We start from the raw sequence: 22,601 nt of genomic DNA on the forward strand, positions 1-22,601 counted from the left end.
CTACTCCCCTCCCCCGGTAGGTTCACGCCCTGCGCGGCTTCCCCCACGACGCCATTCGTTGGTTTTTCGTAAACAAGGTTTCATGTTCCGTTCGCATAGTGGCCATGCACCGCGCCCCGGGCCGGTGACCACCCCCCATGCAATGGACCATCATGCAGACCCGATACCTGACGATCGCTGTGGCGATCGCGCTTTCCGCCGCCAGCGCCCACGCCGCTGAAGCCACCGACGCCACCGCCGATACCGCGCTGAGCGCGCAGACGCTGGATACCGTCTCGGTCATCGGCCAGGGCGAGACCCGCCAGGTGCAGCGCATCACCACCGTCGACAAGCAGGTGCTGCCGCCGGGTACCAGTGGCCAGAAGATCCTCGACCGCCTGCCCGGCGTGTCGGTGCAGTCCAACGATGCATTCGGTGCGAATGAAGAATCGCAGACCATCAGCCTGCGCGGCTTCGACAAGAGCCGCCTGGGCTACACGCTGGACGGCATTCCGCTGGGTGACAACAGCTACGGCAACTACAACGGCCTGAGCATCGCCCGTGCACTGATCGCCGAGAACCTGGCCGGCGCCGAGCTGTCGCAGGGCATCGGTTCGCTGGGCGTGGCCTCGACCAGCAACCTCGGCGGCACCATCCAGTACTTCTCGATGGATCCGTCCACCGAATTCGGCGGCCGCGCCAGCATCACCGCGGGTGATGACAACCAGCGCCGCGGCTACCTGCGCGTGGACACCGGCGACATCAACGGTTTCTCGGCCTATGTCTCCGGCGTGCACCAGGACCAGGACATGTGGGCCGCGCCGTACCAGAACCAGACCACCCGCCAGTTCAACGCCAAGGCGGTGTGGAACGTTGGCGACAACCGCTTCGGTGCCTTTGTGGCCACCTCGCGCGCCAGCCAGGCCAACTATGCCTACCTGTCCAAGGACATGCTGGCGCGCGGCCTGGGTTATGACTGGAACATCTATGCACCGGACTGGGATCGCGCCGTCGCGGCTGCGTACTGCGCACCGGGCACCTACAACAAGGCGCGCTGCGCGTTCAGCGGCGGCGTCAACAGCATCGACGATGCGTACTACCAGAGCCGTGCGCTGCGCGACGACAACCTGTACTCGATCGACGCCGACATCCGCCTGGGTGAACAGGGCCGCCTGAAGCTGCTGGGCTACCACCATGAGAACCGTGGCCAGGGCCACTGGTGGGCACCGGGCCAACCGTCCTACCCGGGCACCGACAAGATGCTGCCGATCTCGATCCGCAGCACCAACTACACCATCAACCGCGACGGCGTGACCGCCGCGCTGTCGTGGACTGTGGGCATCCATGAGCTGGAAGCCGGTGTGTGGTACGAACAGAACGACCATAACGTCTCGCGCAACTTCTACTACATCAGCGGCCCGTTCCTGGACGACCTGTACCTGCAGAACCCGGACCGCCGCCTGTTCAACCAGGACTTCGACATCCGTACGCGCCAGTTCTACGTGCAGGACCGGATGCGCTTTCTCGACCAGCGCCTGACCGTGGACGTGGGCATCAAGAGCCCCAACACGCGCATGACCGCCAAGGCCCAGCCGGGCGTGGAAACCAGCATTGCCTCGGGCACGCTGACCGCGAAGGAATCGGTGCTGCCGCAGCTGGGCGTGGGCTTCAAGCTCAACGCCAACAATGAAGTGTTCGCCTCGTATGCGGAGAACATCGCTGCCTTCGTCGGCGGCGGCAGCGGTGGCCCGCTGCAGGTGTCGCCGGAATCGTTCGCGGCCAGCGCCGGCCTGGAGCCGGAGAAGTCCAAGAGCCTGGAAGCGGGTTTCCGTACCTTCGGCGAGAAATACCAGGCCTCGATCGCCGCCTACAACGTGACGTTCGACAACCGCCTGCTGTCGCTGAACCCGTGCTCGAGCATCGAAGTCGGCACGCGGCCGGAGTGCGTGACGCGCTTCATCAACGTCGGTTCGGTGAAGAGCCACGGTGCCGAGCTGACCTTCATCCTCAAGCCGGTTGATGGCCTGCAGTGGTACAACGCGCTGTCCTGGAACAAGACCACCTACGAGGATGACTACACCTCGGGCGGCGCGATCGTGCCGGTGGCCGGCAAGATCACCGTGGATACGCCGCAGCGCATGGCCTCCAGCGAAATCAGCTGGAACCGCGATGGCTTCTTCGCCAGCCTGCGCGCCAAGTACACCGGCAAGCGCTACTACACCTACACCAACGACCAGTCGGTGCCGGGCGTGACCACCTTCGATGCGGGCGCCGGCTACGACTTCGGCCCGGGCATGGGCCTGCGCAACGTGCGGGTGTCGTTGAACGCGACGAACCTGACCAACAAGCGCTATGCGGGCCAGCTGAGTTCGTTCGCACCGACCGATCCGAAGGGCACGCGGTATGCGATCCATGCGAGTGCACCGCGACAGGTGTTCATGACGGTGGCGGCGGAGTTCTAAATCAAAAGCGGGCGCTGCGGCGCGGGGATGCCGTAGTGGGACGAGGTGGGACGGGCCGAGGCAGGACACGCCGCAAGTACGTCCCTGTAGGCTCGGTCGGCGCATCCATGCGCCTCACGGTCCTGCCTCGGCCCGTCCCACCTCGCTCGACAGTTTCCCGCTCCGGCGCGGAGGCAATGAGAAGCAAGGGCAAAAGCAAAGAGCCGGGCGATGCCCGGCTCTTTGCTTTTCAAGCTTTTCAAACGCAATCCCTCTGGTGGACCTGCTACCGCGCTCGCAGGAAACTGTCTGGAGGAGGCGGGGCACCCTGGCCAGGACCGTTGGCGCCATGGATGGCGCCATCGAGCACCATGGAGGGGCTTTTGCGTGTCCTGGCCAGGGTGCCCCGCCTCCTCCCAGCCGATAGCAGACAGGCGCAGGAGGATCCGCCAACGCACTTCATTCCGGCGCCAGCTGGTCCATCCGGATGCGGTTGGCGAACAGCGAGAACGCCAGCATGCCGGCCAGGCCATTCGCCCGGCTCATCCAATGCGGCAGCCAACGCGGTGGCTTCAGCACGCCCGATTCGAACAGCGGCGCGAACGCGATCGCATCGGTCAGGCTCATCTTGCCGGCAAACAACCAACGGCAGACCTGCAGGCGATCCTCAGCCAGCATGTGGCGGAAGAAGGTGTGCACCGACACCAGCCCGCGCAGGTACACCGTGTCCTTGGTGAAGGCCAGGCCACCACTCGGCGGCACACCGCGGAATACCCGCTGCGCCGAGGCGAAGCTCTCTTCCGGGTTCTGCCCGGCATCGCAGAAGTAGCGGAATACCTCGATGAAGTCCGCACCTTCGCGCGCCATCGCAATCGCCTCGGTACGCAAGCTGATGCGCTTCAGTCGCTCGATGTCGATGCTGCCGGTGATCTGCTCGGCGAATGTCGCCAATCCTTCCTGGGTGGCCGTCACCCGTGGCGAGGACAGCGCCAGGCTTGGCAGCACCGGCTGCGCGCGACCGTTCAACGCTGTCAGCGAATGTACCAGCGCTTCATGGTGGAACAACTGCGCGCGGTCGTAGGCGCTGAAACGCGCGCTGGTGCGCAGACGGATGCGGGTCGGTCCGGCCGCCGCCTTGGAGACCAGATCCGGATCCAGCTGCACCTGGATGATGCGTGATTCAAAGAACGCATCGAGGTCATTCTGCAGCTGCAGCTGCAACGCGATCGCCGAAACCGGCACCTGCTCTTCCGGCGCCAGCAGTTCGTGATCCAGTTCGGCAGCAATCTGGATGAAGTGGCGCGCTGCTTCGCGCGTGCTCGGTCCGTTGCCGGGCAACGGTTGCTCGGGTGACCCGAACAACTGCACCGAACAGGCATCCACGGCCGCGGTACCGAGGCCTTCCAGCAGCTGTGCAGCCAGATCCCAGCTCTGCGCGGACTGCCGCACGTAATGGCCCAGCGGATGGCTTTCATCGCACTCGGCAGCGAGGGCGGCCAGTGCACGACGCTCCTCGCTGAAATCCAGCTTCGGGTAGTCGACCACCGGCAGCGTCGGCTGGCCGCGCGCAACGCTGTCCAGGAAGGGTGCTTGCAGGGTTGCCGGCCAGCTGGTCAGGCCCAGCAGGCGGATGCCTCCTACGGCCTCGACCAGGCGCGCATCGAGCGCTGCATGGTGGGCCACGTCACGGTCCAGCGTCGCGGTCGGTTCCATGGTCGGACTATAACGCCCCGCCCTTGCTTTGGTAGGTGCCAACCTTGGTTGGCACAGATATGCATGCGCGGAAAGCATCCACGCATGGCGTGGATCTACTGGGCTGCCCCCTGCCCTGACAGTGCCAACCAAGATTGGCACCTACCAGAAGCGCGTTCCCGGTACCTCGGGCTCAGCGCCTGCGCGGCTTGCCGGCGGGGCGGAACTGCTGGCCCTTGCCTTTCCTGCCACCGCGCTCCTGCGCGGTCTCGGCCTGGCGCACGGCCAGCTTCGCGGCGGCGGCGGCCACTTCTTCCTTCAACTTGAAGTAGTTCTGCAGCCGGCTCTCTTCAATCTCGCCGGCATCGATCGCCGCACGCACGGCACAGCCGGGTTCCTGCTGGTGCATGCAGTCGCGGAAGCGGCACTGCGCGGCCAACGCTTCGATATCGGCGAAACCACCTTCGGCCAGCGTTTCTTCGCCGGTCGGCTTCAGTTCGCGCATGCCCGGCGTATCGATCAGGCAGGCGCCCATCGGCAGCGGCATCAATGCGCGGTGGGTGGTGGTATGGCGGCCGCGCGAATCGTTGGCGCGCACCGTGTTGGTCTTCATCCGCTGCTCGCCCAGCAGCGTGTTGGTCAGCGTCGACTTGCCCGCACCGGAAGAACCCACCAGCACCACCGTGCGGCCCGGGCCCAGCCACGGCTCCAGCACGGCAACACTGTCTGCATCCAGGCCGTTGATCGCGTGCAGGGCAATGCCCTGCATCTCCAGCTCTTCCAGTACCGCCAGCGCGTCTTCGCTGTACTCGGTCTGGTCGGCCTTGGTCAGCACCACCACCGGTTCGGCACCGCCACCGCCCACCAGCAGCAGGTAGCGTTCAATACGGCGCGGATTGAAGTCCGCATCCAGCCCACAGACGATGAAGACGGTATCGATGTTGGCCGCGATCACCTGCTGGTGGTAATGCTCACCGGCGGCGCCACGCTTGATCGCGGTACGTCGCGGCAACAGGGCGACGATGCGGATGCCGTCCAGCAGCACCCAGTCGCCAACCGCTGGCCGTTCGTGGCTGGGGAAGCGCGGGCGCTGCCATTCCGGCAACGATTCGGCCTTGATCGACGCCTCCGGGCCATCCGCCACCACGTAGTGGGTGCGGTGCTGTTCGATCACCCGCGCCGGGTGGGCCTGCGGGTGCGCAGCCATCACGGCCTGCCAGTCGGCCTGCTGCGGCGGGCCCGGCCAGGGCCAGCCAATGGTCTGCAGGGCGGTGAAATCGGGGGTCTGGGTCATCGCCGCCATTCTACCTGTGCGATGCCGCCCAGCCCAATGTTGGCGGGCCCTGCAGCCCTTGCCATGCGCTGCAGCAATTCCGCTACCATGGAACCCCCATGCCTTTTGCGGCCCACCGCCCATGTCCACTCCCTCGCCCAAACCCCTGGTCATCCGCGAGCGCCTTTCCGAAGTGCGCTACGAAATCCGCGGAGAACTGGCACGGCGAGCCCGGGAGCTGGAAGCGCAGGGCCACAAGCTGATCAAGCTCAACATCGGCAATCCCGGCGCTTTCGGCTTCCGTGCACCGGAACATCTGCAGCGCGCCATCGCCGATGACATGGGCCGCACCGATCCCTACACCCATCAGCAGGGCCTGCCGGTCGCCCGCGAAGCCATCGCCGCCGCCTACGCCCGCCGTGGCGCACCGGATGCCCACCCCGACCGTGTGTTCGTCGGCAACGGCGTCAGCGAGCTGATCGACCTGTCGCTGCGTGCGCTGCTCAACCCGGGCGACGAAGTGCTGGTGCCCTCGCCGGACTACCCGCTGTGGTCGGCCTCGACCATCCTCAACGACGGCCGCCCGGTGTATTACCGCTGCGCCGCCGAGAACGGCTTCCAGCCGGACCCGAGCGAGATCGAGACGCTGGTGTCCTCGCGCACCCGCGCCATCGTGCTGATCAACCCGAACAACCCCAGCGGCGCCAGCTACCCGCGCGAGCTGCTGGAGCGCGTGGTCGAGATCGCGCGCCAGCACAACCTGCTGCTGCTGGTCGATGAGATCTACGACCAGATCCTGTACGACGACGCGGTGTTCCAGCCGGTCGCACCGCTGGCCGGTGACCATCCCTGCCTGACCTTCGGCGGCCTGAGCAAGGTGCACCGCGCCTGCGGCTGGCGCGTGGGCTGGGCCCACCTCAGCGGCGACGACGCGCGCCTGGGCGACTTCCGCGCCGCGCTGGACCTGCTGGGCGCGCTGCGCCTGTGCGCCAACGTGCCGGGCCAGTACGCCATCGACGCCGCCGTGAACGGGCCGGACACCATTTCCGAGCTGTGCGCACCGGGCGGCCGTCTGTATGAAACCCGCCGTGCGGTGATCGAAGCCTGCGAGGCCAGCGAGCATCTGTCGCTGGTCGCCCCCGCCGGTGCGCTGTACGCCTTCCCGGCCGTGGTCGGCGCCGCCGCCAAGGGCTTCGACGACCACAATTTCGCGCTGGACCTGATGAACAACGACGGCGTGCTGGTGGTGCCGGGCTCGAGCTTCAACGTGCCTTACCGCCACCACTTCCGCGTGACCCTGCTGCCAGAGGCGTCGGTGATGCGCGACGTGTTCGCCCGTATCGATCGTGCCCTCGCCCGCCGTGCCGAAGACGCCACCAAGGTGGTGCCGCTGAAGCCCCGCCGGTCGGTGGCTTGAGCGATGGGCTTGTCGTATCTGGCCCTAGGCGATTCCTACACCATTGGTGAAGCGATCGCGGTCGACGGTCGCTGGCCGCATCAGCTCGCCGCCGCGCTGCGCGCGCAGGGCATCGATCTGGCCGACCCGCAGACGATCGCCACCACGGGTTGGACCACCGACGAGCTCGACGCCGGCATCGACGAAGTGGCGCCGCGAGGGCCGTTCGACTTCGTCAGCCTGCTGATCGGCGTCAACAACCAGTACCGCGAGCGCCCGCTGGACGAGTACCAGGTGCAGTTCCAGGCCCTGCTGCAGCGCGCGATCGGCTTTGCCGGTGGCCGCGCGGACCACGTGCTGGTGCTGTCCTTCCCGGACTGGGGCACCACGCCGTACGGTGCAGGCAGCGGTCGCGACCTGGCCCGCGTCGAGCTGGAGACCGACGAGTTCAATGCTGCCGCCGAGGTGATCAGCAGCCAGCAGGGCGTGGCCTTCGTCGACATTACCGATATCAGCCGCGACAACGGCGCTGACCCGGCGATGATCGCCGAGGATGGCCTGCACCCGTCCGCACGGATGTATGCGCTGTGGAGCGCGCGTGCGCTGCCGGTGGCCGCGCACCTGCTTGGCAGAACGGACTGACACGATGGACGGCACGCCACGGAACGGCACGCCCTTGCCCTGTTCGCCGCTCGATGCCGGGCAGGCGCGCCTGATCGCCGAGTCCTTCCGGCCGATGCAGGCCTGGGGCAGCCGCCGCGATTACTACTACACCCGCGGCAAGCTGGGCAGCGACCCGCTGTATGACGGCGTGCTGCAGCACCTGCCGGACGACGGCCAGCCGGTGCTCGACCTGGGCTGTGGGCTGGGCCTGTTCGCACACGTGCTGCGCCAGCGCGGCCGCCAGCAGGCCTACCTCGGGATCGACGTGGACAGCGACAAGATCGCGCGTGCGCAGCGCGCCGGCACCGGCCTGGCCGATGCACGTTTCGACTGTCTGGAGGTGCAGGCCCCCTTGCCGGCGCATGCAGGGCATGTGTTGCTGCTGGATGTGCTGCAGTACCTGGACGAAATGCCGCAACTGGAACTGCTGCGCGCGGTGAGCGCGCGGGTCGCGCCCGGTGGCCGCCTGCTGCTGCGTACGCCGCTGGCGACCGGCGACCGCCGCGACCGCACCACGCGGGTGGCTGATCGGCTGGCATGGCTGGTCGGCTGGATGGGCACGCGGCCACGCCATTACCCGGATCCACAGCGGCTGCAGGCCACGCTGGCCGAGGCTGGGCTGCAGGTGGCTCCGTTGCGTCCCCTGCATGGGCGCACGCCGTTCAACAGCTGGCTGCTGGTTGCCGAGCGTCCGGGAACTGCGGCCAACGGCTGAGCCCCTCGTGGTGGGAGGCCAAGGTGATCGTGAGATGGCCGGGTGGGTGGACTGCACAGGGGGCGCTGCAAGTACGTCCATGTAAGCTCGGTCACCGCATCCATGCGGCTCACGCCCCTGTGCAGCCCACCCACCCGGCCACGGACGGTTTACGGGGGCGTCCACCACGGAAGACAAGAGAGAAAAGCGAAGAGCAAAAGCGGGTCGCTGCGCGCTCGCCAGGCGTGGCCCGGCGCTACCGGTCAGCCGGCCGGCAGTTCGGCCTTCAGGCCGCGCTCGTCCAGCGCCTGCAGCACGCGTTCGATGATGGCCAGGTTGTGGCCGTGGGCGGCACCTTCATGCAACAGCACGATCGCACCCGGGCGCAGGTCGGGCAGCAGACGCGCCAGCACGCCATCCGGCGTACAGCCGACGCCGTCGTAGCCGCGTGCGCTCCAGCCCACGCGCACCAGGCCCAGCTTGCGCAGCACCGGCGCTACGAACGGGTTGGTCATGCCCACCACCGAGCGGTACCAGCGCACCGGTCGCCCGCTCACCGTCTGCAGCGCCTGCTGGCAACCCTCGATCTCCGCCGCCATCGTGCCCGGGCCCAGCCGCCAGAAGCGCGCCTGCGGGTGGCTGTAGCTGTGGTTGCCGAGGTCGTGTCCGCGACGCAGGATCTCCTCCACCAGGGCCGGATGCGCCAATGCGCGCTCGCCGACCAGGAAAAAGGTCGCCCGTGCCTGGTACCGGTCCAGCAGATCCAGCACCGCCGGGGTCTGCTCCCCGGGGCCGTCGTCGATGGTCAACCAGACGCGGTTGCCGGCATCGGGCAACCGGCTCAGCACCGGCGCGTAGAAGCGGCTGTTGGGCAGGAACACCGGCACCATGAACAAGGCGTGGCTTGCCACCATCAGCGCAAGGCCCCAGTGCCAACCGGCCAGCACCCAGGTCAGGATCACGGCCAGCTGCGACAGCACCAGCCAGGGTACCCAGCGCCAGGGCCGGGTCGGGATGCGATGCAATGTTCCTGCGCTGGTCATTCCCCATGATGCCATGGGGGGTAGAATTGATGATTCGAATTTTTCGGACCCTTGACTGCCATGTCCCTCGATCCCGCCCTGCGTTCGCGCATCGAAACCATCCTCAACGACAACCGCGTCGTGCTGTTCATGAAGGGCCAGCCGTCGATGCCGCAGTGCGGTTTCTCGGCCAAGGCCGTGGGTGCCCTGCAGGACCTGGGCGTGGAATTCGCCCACGTCAACGTGCTGGCGGACGCGGAGATCCGCGAAGGCATCAAGGCCTATGGCGACTGGCCGACCATCCCGCAGCTGTATATCGACGGCGAACTGGTCGGCGGCAGCGACATCGTGCTGCAGATGGCCGCCAGTGGTGAGCTGAGCAGCGTGCTGGGCCTGGCTGCACCGGACCGTACCCCGCCGCGCATCACCGTTACCCCGGCCGCAGTGGAAATGCTGAAGGGCGCGCTGGCCGATTCGCCGGGTGCGTCGCTGCAGCTGGGCATTGATGCCCGCTTCCAGCCGAACTTCCAGCTGGCCCCGTACGACGAAGGCGCGATTGCCGCCGAGTCCAACGGCCTGCGCGTGCAGTTCGACCTGGCCAGCGCCCGTCGCGCCGACGGCATCACCATCGACTGGGTTGACGACATCCGTGGCAAGGGCCTGGCAATCGACAACCCGAACGCGCCCAAGCCGGTGCAGGAAATCAGCGTGCGCGATGCCGACGACCTGGTGCGTGCCGGCAACGTGATGCTGGTGGACGTGCGCCCGGCCGAAGAACGCGCCATCGCCGCAGTCGGCGTGCCGTTCAAGAGCTTCGATGGCAACGGCCGCGCCGAGCTGGAAGCCCTGCCGAAGGACACCGCCCTGGCCTTCCTGTGCCACCACGGTGGCCGCAGCGCGCAGGCAGCGGAGCAGTTCCGTACGCTGGGCTTCAGCAAGGTGTTCAACGTCACCGGCGGCATCGATGCCTGGTCGGACGAAGTGGACAACGGCGTGCCGAAGTACTGATCGGCTGCAGTTGAAACCCACAAAAAACGCCGGCGAAAGCCGGCGTTTTTGTTTCTTACCCGGCAAACCCGCCTTCGGCCAGGTAGTCCAGTTCTTCCGGCGACGGCATGCGGCCGAGCACCGCATTGCGATGCGGGAACCGGCCGAAGCGGCGGATGATGTCGCGGTGCAGTTCGGCGTACTGCAGGTATTCCTTGTCACCCAGCACGTCGAACATCGCGACCGAGCGGTCCTGGTCCAGCGGATCTTCGGAATGCTCGAACGGCAGGTAGATGAAGGCGCGCAGCTTGGGAACCAGCTGCAGGTCCAGCCCCTCTTCGATCGCGCGCATGGCGTAGTGCCTGGCCAGGCCATCGGTGGCATAGGAATGGGCCGTGCCGCGGAAGCAGTTGCGCGGGAACTGGTCCAGCAGCAGCATCAGCGCCAGCGCACCCTCGGCGCTGCCCAGCCAGTGCTCGCGCGCGCGCGATGCGGCGGCATGGTGTTCGTCCGCGAACAGCGTACGGAACCGTGCATCGAACGCATCATCGCGGGCAAACCACTTTTCAGGGCCCGCGTCCTTCCAGAATTCCACCACTTGCGCGGCAACGTCCATCACCTACTCCCCAAGGCCGGCGCACCGCGCCAGGCCATCATCATCATTCGTCGAAGCGCAGGTGGCGGACCGACTTGCCGTTGCGCCGGATAAGCTTAAGCGCCTCGATGCCGATCTGGATATGGTTTTCCACGAACTGCGAGCTGACCTTGGCGTCGGACGCCTCGGTTTTCACCCCGTCCGGGATCATCGGCTGGTCTGAAACCAGCAGCAGGGCGCCACTGGGAATGTGGTTGGCGAAGCCGGCGGCGAAGATCGTCGCGGTTTCCATGTCGATGGCCATGCAGCGCATCGCCCGCAGCCGCTCCTTGAAGGCCTCGTCGTGCTCCCAGACCCGGCGGTTGGTGGTGTAGACGGTGCCGGTCCAGTAATCGTGGCCAAGGTCGCGGATCATGGTGGAGACCGCGCGCTGCAGGGCAAAGGCGGGCAAGGCCGGCACTTCCGGCGGCAGGTAGTCGCCCGAGGTGCCTTCGCCGCGGATGGCCGCGATCGGCAGCACCAGGTCGCCCAGCTCGTTCTTGCGCTTCAGCCCCCCGCACTTGCCCAGGAACAGCACGGCCTTGGGCATCACCGCCGACAGCAGATCCATGATGATCGCGGCATTGGGGCTGCCCATGCCGAAGTTGATCATGGTGATGCCGTCGATGGTGGCACTGGCCATGGGCCGGTCCAGGCCGATCACCGGCGCACCGGTCAGCGCGGAGAACGTATGCAGGTAGCCCCCGAAGTTGGTCAGCAGGATGTGCTGGCCGAACTGGTCCAGGGGCACGCCGGTATAGCGCGGCAGCCAGTTGTCGACGATGTCCTGCTTGCTCTTCATGGGCGGTCCGGTGCGGCGTGGGGAGCACCATTTTCCGGGAGGCGGACGTTGCCGTCGAGATGGCAGATGCGGCCCCGTGAACAAGGACACTTGGCAAGCAGGCCGGTCCCCGGCTAGCGTCGGTGGGTTGAACACGCTGCCAAGGGGATCTGCATGACATCGACGTTGTTGCGCGCCGGGTTGGGTCTGGCGCTGGTATCGCTGAGCACGGCGCCGGCCGTGGGCGCTTCGCGCTTCGTGGCCGATCCCTACCCGAGCACCTACCAGGCGCATCCCGATGGGCCGTTGCTGATCCAGAACGCCACCGTGCTGACCGGCACCGGCCAGCGCCTGGACAACGCCGATGTGTTGCTGCGCGATGGCCGCATCGTCGCCGTCGGCGATGCGCTGCAGGTCGACGCTGGCGTCACCCGCATCAACGCCGACGGCAAATGGGTGACCCCGGGCCTGATCGACGTGCATTCGCACCTGGGCGTCTATCCCAGCCCTGGCGTCAGCGCGCACAGCGACGGCAACGAGATGACCGCGCCGGTCACCGCCAATGTCTGGGCCGAGCATTCGGTATGGCCGCAGGACCCCGGTTTCCAGGCGGCGCTGGCAGGCGGAGTGACCAGCATGCAGGTGCTGCCCGGCTCGGCCAACCTGGTCGGTGGCCGCGGCGTAACGCTGAAGAACGTGCCTGCCACCACCTACCAGGCGATGAAATTCCCCGGCGCGCCGTGGGGCCTGAAGATGGCCTGCGGCGAGAACCCCAAGCGCGTCTATGGTGGCGGCAAGGGCGTTGCACCTGCCACGCGGATGGGCAACGTGGCCGGTTACCGCGCAGCCTTCATCGACGCGGCCGACTACATCGCCAAGAACAAACCGAAGCCGGCCAAGCGCAAGGGCTGGTTCGGCAGCGACAAGGGCGACAGCGCCGGTGACGCCGGCGGCAAGCGCGACCTCAAGCTGGACACGTTGGCGGGTGCAATCCAGGGCGATATCCGCGTGCATATCCACTGCTATCGCGCCGATGAAATGGCCACCATGCTCGACCTGTCCAAGGAATTCGGCTTCAAGGTGGCCGCCTTCCACCATGGCGTGGAGGCCTACAAACTGGCCGACCGGCTGGCGGCCGAAGGCGTGTGCGGGGCACTGTGGGCCGACTGGTGGGGCTTCAAGATGGAGGCCTTCGACGGCATCGCCGAGAACATCGCGCTGGTCGACCGGCCGAAGAACAGCTGCGCCATCGTCCACTCCGACTCGCCCGAAGGCATCCAGCGCCTGAACCAGGAAGCGGCCAAGGTGATGGCCGCCGCGCGCCGCGCGCACATGCCCGAGATCGCGCCGGAACGCGCGATCACCTGGATGACCGCCAACGCCGCCAAGGCGCTGGGCATCGACGCGCAGACCGGCACGCTGGAGGCCGGAAAGATGGCCGACGTGGTGATCTGGAACGGCAACCCCTTCAGTTCGTATGCACTGGCCGAACAGGTGTTCGTCGATGGCCGCCGTGTGTACGACCGCAGCACGCCGCCGGCAACGCCGCGGTCGGATTTCCAACTTGGGCAGGAGCTGCGCTGATGGGCATGTTCAAGGCAATGGCGAAGCCTGCCGCAACGCTCGGCGCTGCCGTCATGGCGCTGGCCTGCATCGCATCGTCTGCGCAGGCGCAGGACCTGCTGGTGCGCGGTGCGACCGTCGCTACCGCCAGCGCACGCGGCAACGTGGAAGACGCCGACGTGCTGGTGCAGGGCGGCATCATCCGCGCGGTGGGTCGCGGCCTGTCCGCACCGGCCGGCGTGCCGGTGGTCGAGGCCAAGGGCCGCACGCTGACCCCTGCCCTGTTCGGCGGTATCACCGAGATCGGCATCGAGGAAGTGTCCGGCGAATCGAGCACGGTCGACAGCGCGCTGAAGATCGGTGAGCAGCCGCTGCGTCCGGAATTCGACGTGACCCTGGCCTACAACCCCGCTTCGGTGCTGATTCCGGTGGCACGCCTGGACGGTATCGGCTTCACCGTGCTCGGCGCTGCCACCGGCGGTGGCTTCGTCGCCGGCCAGGGTGGCGTGGTGCGTTTCGATGGCAGTGCCGACCCGATCGGCCCGCGCGCCCTGTTCCTGCGCCTGGGTGCGGCGGCGTCTGAACTGACCGGGCAATCGCGCGCGGCGCAGTGGATGCTGCTGCAGCAGATGGTCGACGAAGCGCGTGGCCAGGTCGCCGCCGACTCGCCGCATGCGCTGCTGACCCCGGCCGGTCGCCGCACGCTGGCCCGCTATCTGTCCGGGCAAGGCCGCATCGTGGTGGAAGTGGACCGCGCGGCCGACATCCGCCAGCTGCTGCGCTGGGCGGCCCGCGAGAAGGTGAAGATCGCCATCGCCGGCGGTGCCGAGGCCTGGCAGCTGGCACCGGAACTGGCAGCGGCCAAGGTGCCGGTGTTCGTCGACGCGCTGGGCAACCTGCCGGCCACCTTCGACCAGATCGGCGCCACCCTGGAAAACGCCGCGCGGTTGCAGCGCGCCGGCGTGCCGGTGGCCTTTGCCCAGCGCGACGATGCCTCGCACAATGCGCGAAAGATGCGCCAGCTGGCGGGCAACGCGGTGGCCAATGGCCTGCCCTGGGCCGACGGCCTGGCCGGGCTGACCCGGGTACCGGCCGAGGTGCTGGGCGTGGCCGACCAGATCGGCAGCATCGAGCCGGGCAAGCGTGCCGACCTGGTGCTGTGGGAGGGTGATCCGCTGGATGTGGCGCACTATGCCGAACAGGTCTGGCTGGGCGGTCGTGCGATGCCGATGCGCTCGCGCCAGACCGAACTGCGCGACCGCTACCTGCAGCGCAACGCGCAGCCCTGACCGCTACAAGGAGCCACAGATGCCCACCCTGCGCTGGTATTTCGACTTCGTCTCGCCGTACTCCTACCTGCACTGGCAGAAGGTGAAGCGGCTGCCGCAGTTCGAGCACATCCAACCGGTACCGATCGCCTTCGGTGCGGTCCTGCACCATCTGGGCAATCTCGGCCCGGCGGAGATCCCGGCCAAGCGCCGTTTCATGTACCGCCAGCTGCTGTGGACCGCGCAGGCCGAGGGCACCCTTCTGCGCTTCCCGCCCGGGCATCCGTTCAACCCGCTGGCGGCCCTGCGCCTGTGCCTGGCCGCGGGCGCCAGCACCGAGGCGGTGGATGTGCTGTTTGACTGGATCTGGCGCGACGGCCACGCGGCCGACAGCGCCCCGGCCCTGCGCGAACCCGCCACCCGGCTGGGTATCAGCGATGTGGAGGCGGCCATTGGCGAGCCGGCAATCAAGGAGCAGCTGCGACGCAACACCGACGCGGCAATCGAGGCCGGCGTATTCGGCGTGCCGACCCTGGCCATCGACGGCGAACTGTTCTGGGGCAACGATACCCACCCGCTGATGGCGGCGGTGCTGGACGACCCGGGCCTGCTGGATCGCCCCGACTGGCAGCAGGCGGTGGCCCTGCCGATGGCAGTGCAGCGCAGTCGCTGAACAGGCAGTGGCGCATTTCCCTCGCGCGCCCGATCCGGTTTTGAGATAGTTTTCACATTTCCGAACCTACAACCGCCCTGGAGGGGGAGCCGCGGATGCGCATCGGAATCGTCGTCGACTCGGCCTGCGACCTGCCGCAGGACTTCATTGCCGAGCACAACATCGTGCTGTTGCCGATCACCGTGCGGATCGGCGAAGCCGTGCTCGCCGACCACCGCGACGAGCAGGCAACGCTGAGCTTCCTGCACGCGCACGTAGCCGAACACGGCGCCGAAGCGGAGACCATCCCCTTCAGCGTCAACCAGATCCGCGACCTGTTCCTGCAGCGCCTGGTGATCGATTACGACCACGTGTTCTGCATGACCATCACCAAGACCCGCAGCCCGATCCACGACAACGCACTGCAGGCCAGCTTCGCCATCCTCAACGACTACAAGCCGGTGCGGCAGGCGGCAGGCTACAACTCGCCGTTCGCGCTGCGCGTGCTCGACACCCAGAACCTGTTCGCCGCACAGGCGGTGACGGCGGTGGAAGCGGTGCGCCTGCGTGCCAGCGACGCCAGCGTGCAGCAGATCCGCGAGCGCCTGGAGGAACTGGCCGGCAACGTGCACGGCTACATGGTCACCCGCGACCTGTACTACATGCGCGCCCGCGCCCGGCACAAGGGCGACCGCAGCGTCGGCCTGCTCAGCGCGGCGCTGGGCAGTGCGCTGGACATCAAGCCGGTGCTGCATGGCTATCGCGGCGAGACCGGGCCGGTGGCGAAGATCAAGGGTTTCGACAATGCCGTGCTGAAGCTGTTCGGCGTGGTCGGCCAGCGCGTACGCGCCGGCCTGATGACGCCCACCGTGTGCGTCAGCTACGGCGGTGAACTGGACGAGCTGCGCGCCCTGCCCGGCTATGCGCAGATGAAAGAGGTCTGCGCTGGCCATGGCGTGACCGTGTACGAATCGGTGATGAGCCTGACCGGCATGGTCAACGTCGGCAAGGGCGCGGTCACCGTGGGCTTCGCCGATGGGCCGCATCGGTTTGAATGAAGGCCAACCACGCATTGGAATCTGCACATCGATTCCACCGCGTTTATGCCAGCCTAGCGCCACCTCAAGGAGACCAACATGCCTGCGCAGTACCACATCAGCCTGCCCGACCCGTCCAAGGCCCGCGGCAATGACCCCGACCTGGCTTTCCATTCGCAGGGCGCGGCCGGCTTCGCCGAAGAACTGCAGAACGCGCTGCGCAATGGCAGCCTGTTCGAGCGCTGGCGCGACAAACAGCCGGACCCGGATGCGGTGGAACCGCAGTGGGGCGTGACCGATCCGGAGGCCACCGTGACCGGTGAGCAGAAGGATCTGCGCATCAACCTAGTGGCCACCACCCGCATCGACAGTGATGTGTTCAAGCAGCGCCTGCGCCTGCTGGCCGGGCACCACTGGGAACTGCGCGACGTGCGTTGAGGTGCCCGCCGGGCATGGCCCGGCGCTACCTGCCCCGCTCTGGTAGATGCCAACCTTGGTTGGCGCTTTCGGAACCGCTGCCACCAAAGTCGGCAGCTACCGAGTCGCCAAATAGCTCCACCACGCCAATTTGTCGCGAATAGCCCGGCGCCGATGGCGCATGTTCTCGTAGACGCCAACCTTGGTTGGCGCTCTGCAGCGCACTGCTCATGTGACTGTCACACTGGTCGGATGAGAAACAAGAAAGATGTCATCACACGCCCTGGCAGGCGCGGCGAGAAGAAACTGCGCGATGCCCCACGCCGGCTGCGCTACCTGCAGCATTGGGCGGACTGCTTCAGCGGTGCATTTCCCTCGCCAGAGGAGTTGGGGAGTGAGACCCGCTACTGGAACTACAAAGTACCTACCCGTGCAGGCCTGATAGAAGGCCCTGCATCCACACGGGAAATCCAGCGAGCCTGTGCTCAGTCGCTCATCACCGCCTGCGCAAACCTGATCCAATCTCGCCCCATTTCGCAGACATCCGTGCGAGCGACCTGTTGCATTGCCTGGCCGGGGATGTTCGGAAGCGAGGTATGCCTGTATCTGGATGAAGACTATTTCCAAGGCCATGTCGCTACCACCTCAGATGGGCAGATCACTGCGATCACCTCCCGAAGCCTTGCCAACGAGTGGCAACTCATCCTGCCCGAAGGGGTTCAGGAGCGTGGTGTGCAGGTCAGCATTCCTCCCACCGACCACGATGACGGATTGGAGCAGGAGTACTGGTTCTATGGCGAGGTGGCCGACGCGCGCTGATGTGTCCGTCGGGTCCGCAGCACATGTCCCGGCGCATGACGCGCTCTGGCAAACGCTAACCTTGGCTGAAGCTCCGGGAAAGGGCTGCCAACCAAGGTTGGCAACTACCCGAGCCGCCGGGCATGGCCCGGCGCTACCAGTTCGCTGTCTTTACCAACCGCCGCCCAGCGCGCGATACAGCTCCACGCGCGCAATCGCGGCTGTGGCCTGGCTGTTGGCCAGCGCGGCCTGGTTGTCCAGCGCGATGCGTTGCGTGTTCAATACATCCAGCATGTCGACCACGCCGGCCTGGTACTGCCGACGCGCAGCGCCCAGCGCCGTCTCGCTCTCATCCACCGCCACATGCAGCTGCGCGGTGCGTTGCTGTTCGGCGGCATAGCCGTCGATGGCATCGTCCACTTCGTGCCAGGCCTGCAGCACGGTACGGCGGAACTGCAGCGCCGACTGTTGCTGCTGCAGCCTGCTCAACGCCAGGTTGGCCTTCAGGCGTCCGCCCTGGAAGATCGGCAGGCTGATCGAGGGCCCGATGCTGAAGCGGTGGGCATTCCAGCCATCCAGGTCATCCAGCTGCCTGGCCTGGAAACCGGCATCGCCATTCAAGGTGATGCGCGGCAGGAAGCTGGCCTTGGCCACGCCGATACCCGCCGTGGCTGCATGCAGTGCGGCCTCGGCACGGCGGACATCGGGGCGACGCTCGGCCAGCTCACTGGGCATGCCCACGGACACGGTCGGCAACGCTGGCCAGTCGCGGCGCGCGTTCTGCAACTGCGCGTCCAACGTCTGCGGTGGCTGCGCCAGCAGGAACGCCAGCGCATTGCGCAGTTGTGATTCTCGATGCCGCAACGGCGCGATGCGCGCCTGCAACGATGCCACCTGCGCCGCCGCACTGGAGACCTGCAGCGTGCTGGCCACGCCCTGGCGTTGGCGCGCTTCGGTCAACCGCTTGATGTCGTGGGCGATGCTGAGATTGTCCTCGGTGATGGCCAGCAGCTGGCGTGTTGCGCGCAACTGCAGGTAATCGCGCGCGGTTTCCGCCAGCAGCGCGATACGCACCGCGTGTGCATCTTCCTCGGCCATCTGCACGCGTGCGTCGGCCGCTTCCACCTGACGGCGTACGCGGCCCCACAGATCCAGTTCCCAGCTCATGCCGATGCCGGCCTGGAACAAGCCATAGTCTTCACGACCGCCATTACCGGATGGATCGTTCAGGCCTACCTCGCTGTTGCGCGCGCGCGCGCCGCTGGCGGTGGCGCTGACGCTGGGCAGGCGATCGGCAGCGGTGACACCCCGCGCGGCGCGGCTCTGCTGCACGCGGTTGGCCGCCAGCTGCAGGTCGAGATTGGCCTGCAACACCCGCGTCGCCAACTGGCCCAGCAGCGGGTCGTCGAAACCGGACCACCAGCGGGCGTCGTCATCCAGCGCAGCTGACGCCACCGCTTCGCCCTGCCACTGCGTGGGCAGTTCGGCCTGCGGGCGCACGAAGTCCGGGCCCAGCGTGCAGGCGGTCAGCGCCGCGCACAGTACCGCTGCAGCCAGCACACGCGGGAATACGCGGTTCATGCGTCCTCCCCGCCCTTGCGGTGCTGCTCGCGCTGCGCACTCTGCACGTGCTGCGGGCTCTGCAGATCCACGCTCGCTTCCACCGACATGCCGGCACGCAGCTGGCCCAGCAATGCCTGCCCCGGCTCCAGCACGATCTTCACCGGAATGCGCTGCACCACCTTGGTGAAGTTGCCGGTCGCGTTCTCCGGTGCAATCGTGGCGAACGTCACGCCGGTGGCTGGTGCAATGCTGTCGATATGGCCACGCAGCGGCGTGCCGGGGAACACGTCCACCGTCAGTTCAACCTGCTGCCCCGGCTGCATGCGGGTCATCTGCGTTTCCTGGAAGTTGGCGACCACGAAGGCGCGCTGCAGCGGCACCACCGCGGCCACCGGCGTGCCCGGGGTCAGGTAGGCACCGACGCGCACTGCGCGGCGCCCGACCATGCCGTCGATGGGTGCGCGCAGCTCGGTGTGCGACAGATCCAGTTCGGCGCGTGCCTGTGCGGCTTCGGCACGCTGCACGGCCGCCTGCGCGGCCTGCACCCCGGCAGTGAGGATGTCGGTGCGCTGGCGTGCGGTCGACAATGCGGCCTGCCCCTGTTGCAGATGCGCACTGGCCACGGCCTGCTTCGACTGCGCCTGCTGTGCGTTCTGCACGGTACCGGCACCGTCGCGGGCCAGCTCGCGGTATCGCTGCTGGTCGGCGCTGGCCAGGGTCAGCTCGGAACGGCTGACATCCACACTCGCCCTGGCCTGTTCGATCAGCGAGCCCTGCTGTGCCAGCGCCGCCTGTGCGTTGGCCAGCTGTGCACGTGCATTGGCCAGGTCGGCGCGGGCGGCCAGCAACGCGACCTGGTAGTCACGGTCATCGATGCGGGCCAGCACGTCACCGGCTTTCACCGCTTGGTTGTCCTGCACGTCCACCGCGCTGACGAAGCCGGCGATCTTGGGTGCGACCACCGTGTAATCAGCAACCACATAGGCGTTGTTGGTGGTCTGGTGGCGGCCATCGCGCAGCAGCAGCCATGCGGCGCCGGCCAGCACCAGCACGCCCAGGCCAAGGCCGGCGTTGAGATACGTTCGATTGATTGTCATGAGGGGGTTCCTGCGAAGGGAATCAGGCCACGGCACGTGGCGGATGGATGCGGGTGGGCATCCAGGCAATGAGGGGAATGAAGGCCAGCGCGACCAACGCGACCAGCAGGTACAGATCGGCCGAGGTCAATGCCTGCACCTGTGCATGCAGGCGTGCGCCCAGTTGCGGTCCATCGGCCAGCCATGGCTGTTCGCCGAGGCGGTCGACCAGCACGGTGGAATGGAAATGTCGGCGTCCCTGCGCGACCGCTTCAAGCACGCCGCTGGCCAGTACCGCGGCAAAGCCCTTGACCGTGTTGAACCACGCCGAGGCGAAGGGGCCGTCCTGTGGCGCAAGGCCACCTGTGGCCAACATCAGCAGCGGCAGCACCGCCATCGGCTGGGCAAACACCTGCAGCAGCTGCACCCACAGGAAGTTGTCGCGGATCCAGCTCACGTCCAGATGTGCGCCCAGCCAGCAGGCCAGCGCCAGCAGCGCCAGGCCGGTGGCCTGCACCCAACGGCAATCGATCGCGCGGATGTTCAGCAACGCGGCTACCAACGGCAGCGCGATTACCTGCGGAACCGCCACCCACAGCAGCATCGGCGCGGTCTGTTGCGGCCGATAGCCCTGCACGCTGGCGAGGAAGCCGGAGGGAATGGAGATCACTGCCAGCAGCACGAACAGCACGCCACCCAGAGTAATCAGCGAATAGCTGAGGTTACGGTTGGCCAGCAGCTGCAGCTTGAAGAACGGCAACGGATGGAACCACTCGTTGACCATGAAAAGCACCAGCAGACCCGCACCGCCACCCAGCATCAGCGTGATCAACGACGAGTCGAACCAGTTCAAGCGCGGGCCCTGCACCAGGCCCAGTACCAGCAGCACCAGCGCCGGCAGGCCGAGCATCAGGCCGACACCATCGAACTGTGCGAAGCGCTCCAGCCGCAGGGGATCCTGTGGCAGACCCCAGCCGACCATCGCCATCGCTGCCAGGCAGTACGGCACGATCTGCCAGAACGCCCAGTGCCAGCCCACCTGCTCCACCCAGAACGCGGCCAGCGGGGTGCCCATGCTCGGCCCGAAGGTGGCGGTCAGTGCGTAGGCGGCCAGGCCGTACAGCTTGATGCCCGGCGGCAGGAAGCGCAGCGCCACGCTCATCAGCAGCGGCGGCAACGCGCCACCGCACAGGCCCTGCAACGCGCGCAGCACCAGGAAGGTCTGCAGGTTGGGTGCCAGCGGGCACAGCACGCCCAGCACCATGAACCCGCCGATCATCGCCAACGCGAAGCGGCGCAGCGAGAAGGTGGCGGCGCACCACGGTGCGAACGCCATCGCGCTGACCGACATCGCGCTGTACAGCGCCACGATCCAGCTGCCGTCATCGACGCTGAAACCCATCGCACCGCGGATGTCGGCCAGTGCGACCTTGGTGACGTTCTCGTTGAAGCCCGACACCAGCACCGCCAGCAGCACACCGCACAGCCCTACCAGGATGCGCCGGTCGAGCCCGGGTGCGGCGACGGGCCGGAACGCTGCCGGCGCCGGCAATACGGCGGCAGGCGTGCTCACTGCCGGCTGCCGATCCGTGCAGTGCACGGCATATGTGAAGTCATTGGATTGCGCTCAGTGAAACTATCGGGAGCGCAGTCTAGAAAGGCCGTTGCCTGTGAAAAATGGCGTGCCCGGCATCGCAGTCGTGCGTCCGGCGCACGCCTGCAGGCGATCAGTGGCGGGCCGCCTCGACCGAATCGCACATCACCTTGATCGCCCGCCGCAGCCACTGGTGCGCCGGGTCGTTGTCCATGCGCGGGTGCCAGGCCTGCACCAGTGCCACGGTGCGTACCGGCACCGGCAGCGGGAACATGCGCAGCGGCAGGCCCATGTGGGTGATGCGGTCGAGCATCACGCTCGGCATCTGCGGCAGTACCAGGTCTGAATCAGCAGCAGCGAAGATCGCACCATGGAAGGTGGGGATGACCACCGCCACCCGGCGCTGCAGGCCGAGCACGGCCAGTTCCTCGTCGATCGGGCCGTGCGCCAGCCCGCGCCGGGACACGGCGATGTGGTCGCAGGCCGCGAAGCGCTCGGCACTGATGTCGCCGTCGAACAACGGATGATCCTCGCGTGCAGCGCCCAGCAGCGAGGTGGTGAACAGGTGCTGCACCTTGGTTTCCGGGCTGTGCTTGCCCGCAGTGCTGATGTACAGGTCGATCCGCCCCTGCACCATCGCATCGTCATCGGTATCGCCTTCGGGCACGAAGCGCAGCATGCAGCGCGGTGCCTGCTGGCGGAACACCTCGCGCAGGCGGCCACCATAGCTGCCGATGAACACATCGTTGGCGCGCACGCTGAACGTACGTTCCAGGGTGGCCATGTCGACCTCGCGGCCGGCATTGAACACGCGGTGTGCCTGCTCGATCACATCGCGCACCTGCTCACGCAGTTCCAGCGCGCGTGGCGTGGGGGCAAGCCCACGGCCGGCGCGCACCAGCACCGGATCACCCAGGGCCACGCGCACCCGGCCGAGGGTACGGCTCATCGCCGGCGCACTGAGATTCATCCGCCGCGCGGCGGCGGCCACGCTGCATTCGTCGATCAGCACATCCAGTGCCAGCAACAGGTTCAGGTCCGGCAAGGGCATGGCAGTCTCCGTAAATGCGA

At 67.2% G+C, this 22,601-nt stretch carries 20 protein-coding genes; 11 read left to right on the top strand and 9 right to left on the bottom strand.

What is annotated here, in order from left to right; translation table 11 throughout:
* The first annotated feature begins 152 nt into the window (after positions 1–152).
* On the top strand, positions 153–2,441 hold the full coding sequence (locus tag QP457_RS18075) for a TonB-dependent receptor (RefSeq protein WP_205406197.1): 2,289 nt from the start codon (positions 153–155) through the stop codon (positions 2,439–2,441).
* Between the two features lie 438 nt (positions 2,442–2,879).
* On the opposite strand, the gene QP457_RS18080 is transcribed toward QP457_RS18075, so the two are convergent.
* Both QP457_RS18080 and rsgA read right to left on the bottom strand, forming a co-directional pair.
* Positions 2,880–4,133, bottom strand: coding sequence for a flavohemoglobin expression-modulating QEGLA motif protein (locus QP457_RS18080; protein ID WP_205406198.1), 1,254 nt, complete (start codon positions 4,131–4,133; stop codon positions 2,880–2,882).
* 172 nt (positions 4,134–4,305) lie between these two features.
* Complete coding sequence (rsgA, locus tag QP457_RS18085; protein ID WP_240196694.1) at positions 4,306–5,406, bottom strand: ribosome small subunit-dependent GTPase A; 1,101 nt, start codon at positions 5,404–5,406, stop codon at positions 4,306–4,308.
* Positions 5,407–5,527: 121 nt separating this feature from the next.
* Between rsgA and QP457_RS18090 the strand changes: the two genes are divergently transcribed.
* The 3 genes from QP457_RS18090 to QP457_RS18100 are packed head-to-tail and all read left to right on the top strand — an operon-like array spanning position 5,528 to position 8,159.
* Entirely contained in the window at positions 5,528–6,802 is a 1,275-nt protein-coding gene (locus tag QP457_RS18090; RefSeq protein ID WP_100462668.1) for a pyridoxal phosphate-dependent aminotransferase, read from the top strand.
* A gap of 3 nt (positions 6,803–6,805) precedes the next feature.
* On the top strand, positions 6,806–7,423 hold the full coding sequence (locus QP457_RS18095; RefSeq protein WP_205406200.1) for an SGNH/GDSL hydrolase family protein: 618 nt from the start codon (positions 6,806–6,808) through the stop codon (positions 7,421–7,423).
* A gap of 4 nt (positions 7,424–7,427) precedes the next feature.
* Complete coding sequence (locus QP457_RS18100; protein WP_205406201.1) at positions 7,428–8,159, top strand: class I SAM-dependent methyltransferase; 732 nt, start codon at positions 7,428–7,430, stop codon at positions 8,157–8,159.
* 242 nt (positions 8,160–8,401) lie between these two features.
* Here QP457_RS18100 and QP457_RS18105 read toward each other — a convergent pair whose 3' ends face one another.
* Complete coding sequence (locus tag QP457_RS18105; protein WP_180165965.1) at positions 8,402–9,181, bottom strand: polysaccharide deacetylase family protein; 780 nt, start codon at positions 9,179–9,181, stop codon at positions 8,402–8,404.
* A gap of 60 nt (positions 9,182–9,241) precedes the next feature.
* Between QP457_RS18105 and grxD the strand changes: the two genes are divergently transcribed.
* The gene (grxD, locus tag QP457_RS18110; RefSeq protein WP_180165966.1) at positions 9,242–10,168 is read left to right on the top strand and encodes a Grx4 family monothiol glutaredoxin; all 927 of its coding nucleotides are present in this window, start codon (positions 9,242–9,244) and stop codon (positions 10,166–10,168) included.
* Positions 10,169–10,223: 55 nt separating this feature from the next.
* Here the strand turns inward: grxD and QP457_RS18115 are convergent, their stop codons facing one another.
* Positions 10,224–10,763 carry a DUF924 family protein gene (locus QP457_RS18115; protein WP_089236798.1) on the bottom strand — a complete coding sequence of 180 codons (540 nt, stop codon included), beginning with the start codon at positions 10,761–10,763 and terminating at the stop codon, positions 10,224–10,226.
* Between the two features lie 43 nt (positions 10,764–10,806).
* Positions 10,807–11,583, bottom strand: a complete 777-nt coding sequence (locus tag QP457_RS18120) for an AMP nucleosidase (protein ID WP_025874105.1) — start codon at positions 11,581–11,583, stop codon at positions 10,807–10,809.
* Between the two features lie 153 nt (positions 11,584–11,736).
* Here QP457_RS18120 and QP457_RS18125 point away from each other — a divergent pair, with 153 nt between their 5' ends.
* The 6 genes from QP457_RS18125 (at position 11,737) to QP457_RS18150 (ending at position 17,318) form a co-directional block, all read left to right on the top strand.
* Positions 11,737–13,146 carry an amidohydrolase gene (locus QP457_RS18125; protein WP_180165967.1) on the top strand — a complete coding sequence of 470 codons (1,410 nt, stop codon included), beginning with the start codon at positions 11,737–11,739 and terminating at the stop codon, positions 13,144–13,146.
* Positions 13,146–14,414, top strand: coding sequence for an amidohydrolase family protein (locus tag QP457_RS18130; protein ID WP_205406202.1), 1,269 nt, complete (start codon positions 13,146–13,148; stop codon positions 14,412–14,414). Before QP457_RS18125 ends, QP457_RS18130 begins: the two co-directional genes overlap by 1 nt.
* Before the next feature lie 19 nt (positions 14,415–14,433).
* Positions 14,434–15,066, top strand: coding sequence for a DsbA family protein (locus QP457_RS18135; RefSeq protein ID WP_205406203.1), 633 nt, complete (start codon positions 14,434–14,436; stop codon positions 15,064–15,066).
* A 95-nt stretch (positions 15,067–15,161) separates the two neighbouring features.
* Positions 15,162–16,103, top strand: coding sequence for a DegV family protein (locus QP457_RS18140; RefSeq protein WP_049464775.1), 942 nt, complete (start codon positions 15,162–15,164; stop codon positions 16,101–16,103).
* Positions 16,104–16,181: 78 nt separating this feature from the next.
* Positions 16,182–16,520 (top strand): hypothetical protein, encoded by a 339-nt coding sequence (locus tag QP457_RS18145; RefSeq protein WP_180165970.1) that lies wholly within the window; start codon positions 16,182–16,184, stop codon positions 16,518–16,520.
* 231 nt (positions 16,521–16,751) lie between these two features.
* Positions 16,752–17,318 (top strand): DUF3916 domain-containing protein, encoded by a 567-nt coding sequence (locus tag QP457_RS18150; protein WP_205406204.1) that lies wholly within the window; start codon positions 16,752–16,754, stop codon positions 17,316–17,318.
* Between the two features lie 150 nt (positions 17,319–17,468).
* Here QP457_RS18150 and QP457_RS18155 read toward each other — a convergent pair whose 3' ends face one another.
* From QP457_RS18155 to QP457_RS18170, 4 genes are all read right to left on the bottom strand, one after another.
* Positions 17,469–18,878: an efflux transporter outer membrane subunit gene (locus tag QP457_RS18155; protein WP_205406205.1), complete on the bottom strand. Its 1,410-nt coding sequence runs from the start codon at positions 18,876–18,878 to the stop codon at positions 17,469–17,471.
* Positions 18,875–19,957, bottom strand: a complete 1,083-nt coding sequence (locus QP457_RS18160) for an HlyD family secretion protein (protein ID WP_205406206.1) — start codon at positions 19,955–19,957, stop codon at positions 18,875–18,877. Before QP457_RS18160 ends, QP457_RS18155 begins: the two co-directional genes overlap by 4 nt.
* Before the next feature lie 22 nt (positions 19,958–19,979).
* On the bottom strand, positions 19,980–21,509 hold the full coding sequence (locus QP457_RS18165) for an MFS transporter (protein ID WP_205406207.1): 1,530 nt from the start codon (positions 21,507–21,509) through the stop codon (positions 19,980–19,982).
* A 154-nt stretch (positions 21,510–21,663) separates the two neighbouring features.
* Positions 21,664–22,581, bottom strand: a complete 918-nt coding sequence (locus tag QP457_RS18170; protein ID WP_100462647.1) for a LysR family transcriptional regulator — start codon at positions 22,579–22,581, stop codon at positions 21,664–21,666.
* Positions 22,582–22,601: the final 20 nt, after the last annotated feature.

This window comes from Stenotrophomonas sp. As-7, assembly GCF_030291015.1.
GTDB classification, from domain to species: Bacteria; Pseudomonadota; Gammaproteobacteria; order Xanthomonadales; family Xanthomonadaceae; genus Stenotrophomonas; species Stenotrophomonas lactitubi.